This is a genomic window from Bradyrhizobium sp., assembly GCF_049581145.1.
Classification (GTDB): domain Bacteria; phylum Pseudomonadota; class Alphaproteobacteria; order Rhizobiales; family Xanthobacteraceae; genus Bradyrhizobium.
The window spans coordinates 1-1,623 of the sequence record NZ_JBAURI010000855.1; the positions used below are offsets into that span (position 1 = coordinate 1).

A 1,623-nucleotide genomic window follows, 5' to 3' on the forward strand; every position below is an offset into this window, starting at 1 on the left:
CTCCAGGCGATGTGCTCCGACATCAGCCCGGGCTCGATCCGTTCGGCGACGCCGCGAATGCGCTCGAGATGCGCCGGATCGAGGCCATCGGCGCTGCCGAGCGACAGCCCGACGCCATGCAGCGAGATCGGCGTGTCGCGGCGGATCGCCTCGAGGGTGCGGATCGGCGTGCCGCCGCCCATGTAGTTCTCGGTATGCACCTCCATCCAGGGCACGCCATGCGCGGTGTCGCGCACGGCCTGGTGATGGCTGAAGCGCAGCCCGATCCCGGCTCGTGCCGGGATCGTGCCGTCCTGATGCCTGCGTTGCGCGTTCACCAGTGTGCGCCGCGTCAGGTCGCGCTGGTCTTGCCGCCCGCGATCTTGCTGCAGTCGCCGGCCGGCAGCAGCACGAAGGATTTCGGATCGCGCGCCTGCGTCGCCTGTCCGGCGCAGGAATGCGCGCCCTGGGCGCAATCGTTCTTGGCGACGGCGTTGATGCCGTAGCACTTCTCGAGCTTTTCGCTGGCCATCTTGGCCATGTTGTCCTTCACGACCTGCGGCGGGTTCATGCCGTCTTTCATTCCGTCCTTCATGCCCTGGGCGTTGAGGGCGGAGCCCTGCATGGCAAGCGCAAGGCCGATGGCTGTGGTCATGGTCGATACGGCGAACAGGCGACGGTTCATGGTGTCTTCTCTCCTGGTGGCTGCCGCCCGGTCCCGGGCTGCTGATCCCAAGGTTCGAGCCCACCGCGCGAAAGGTTAGCGGGGCCGCAAAAAATTTCGGCCTGTCGCGCGCTGCCGCCGCCTTGTATCCTTGAGCCTGCTCCGGGCCGAGACCGGCGCCGCACCGTGGAAACAGCTCGAGCGAAACCATCGACCGGATGCAGCCTTCAACGACGCCTCCCGCACGGCCGCACGCTCCGCGGCTCACCCTGGTCGAGCCCGACTTGGCCAGGGGATCAGATACCGCATCCGCTGCGGCGCCGGCCGCGCCACAGTCCGAGTGGTCGGCGCTGATGGCCCGGGCCCAGGACGGCGACCGCGACGCCTATCGCACGCTGCTGAAACAGATCGAGCCCTATGCGCGCGCGATCGCCCGGCGCTGCTTCCGCCATCCGGCCGATGTCGAGGACGCGGTGCAGGACGTGCTGTTGACCGTGCATGCGGTGCGCCACACCTACGATCCCGCGCGTCCGTTCAAGCCATGGCTTGCCGCGGTCGCCAACCATCGCATCATCGACCGGCTGCGGCGCGACACCAGGCGGCGGGCGCGCGAGATCGGATTGCTGCCCGAGCATGAAACCTTTGCGCAAGGCGAAACGAACTCTGAAGCGAACCCTGATGCGATGGCCGAGCGATCGCTGCTCGAGGCGATCGAGAAACTGCCGCCGGAGCAGCGTGACGCGGTGCGGATGCTGAAATTGAATGAAATGTCCCTGAAGCAAGCCGCGCAATCCTCCGGCCGCTCGGTCGCGGCGCTGAAGGTCGCGACCCACCGCGCGCTGGCCAATCTGCGCAAGCTGCTCGGCGGGGGAGGCGCGTCATGACGCGCCATGAAGAGAGCCGCGCCATGAACACCTCGGAGCTGATCGATGCGCTTGCGGCCTCGGCCGCGCCGGTGCGGCGGTTGCGCCCGCCGTCGC

3 protein-coding genes are annotated in these 1,623 nt (G+C 68.1%); 1 reads left to right on the forward strand and 2 read right to left on the reverse strand.

Annotated elements, in window-relative coordinates:
- Together WCB02_RS28090 and WCB02_RS28095 are read right to left on the reverse strand one after the other, a co-directional pair.
- Window positions 1-317, reverse strand: a 317-nt coding sequence (locus WCB02_RS28090) for a DUF692 family multinuclear iron-containing protein (protein ID WP_423963016.1), incomplete at its 3' end; no start/stop codon positions are given.
- Between the two features lie 14 nt (window positions 318-331).
- The gene (locus tag WCB02_RS28095; protein WP_423963017.1) at window positions 332-664 is read right to left on the reverse strand and encodes a DUF2282 domain-containing protein; all 333 of its coding nucleotides are present in this window, start codon (window positions 662-664) and stop codon (window positions 332-334) included.
- Window positions 665-927: 263 nt separating this feature from the next.
- Between WCB02_RS28095 and WCB02_RS28100 the strand changes: the two genes are divergently transcribed.
- Complete coding sequence (locus tag WCB02_RS28100; protein ID WP_423963018.1) at window positions 928-1,527, forward strand: sigma-70 family RNA polymerase sigma factor; 600 nt, start codon at window positions 928-930, stop codon at window positions 1,525-1,527.
- The last annotated feature ends 96 nt before the right edge of the window (window positions 1,528-1,623 follow it).

Bases quoted from the DNA above. Each gene is read 5' to 3' on its own strand.
- WCB02_RS28095 (WP_423963017.1), bottom strand. From the start codon at position 664: ATGAACCGTCGCCTGTTCGCCGTATCGACCATGACCACAGCCATCGGC.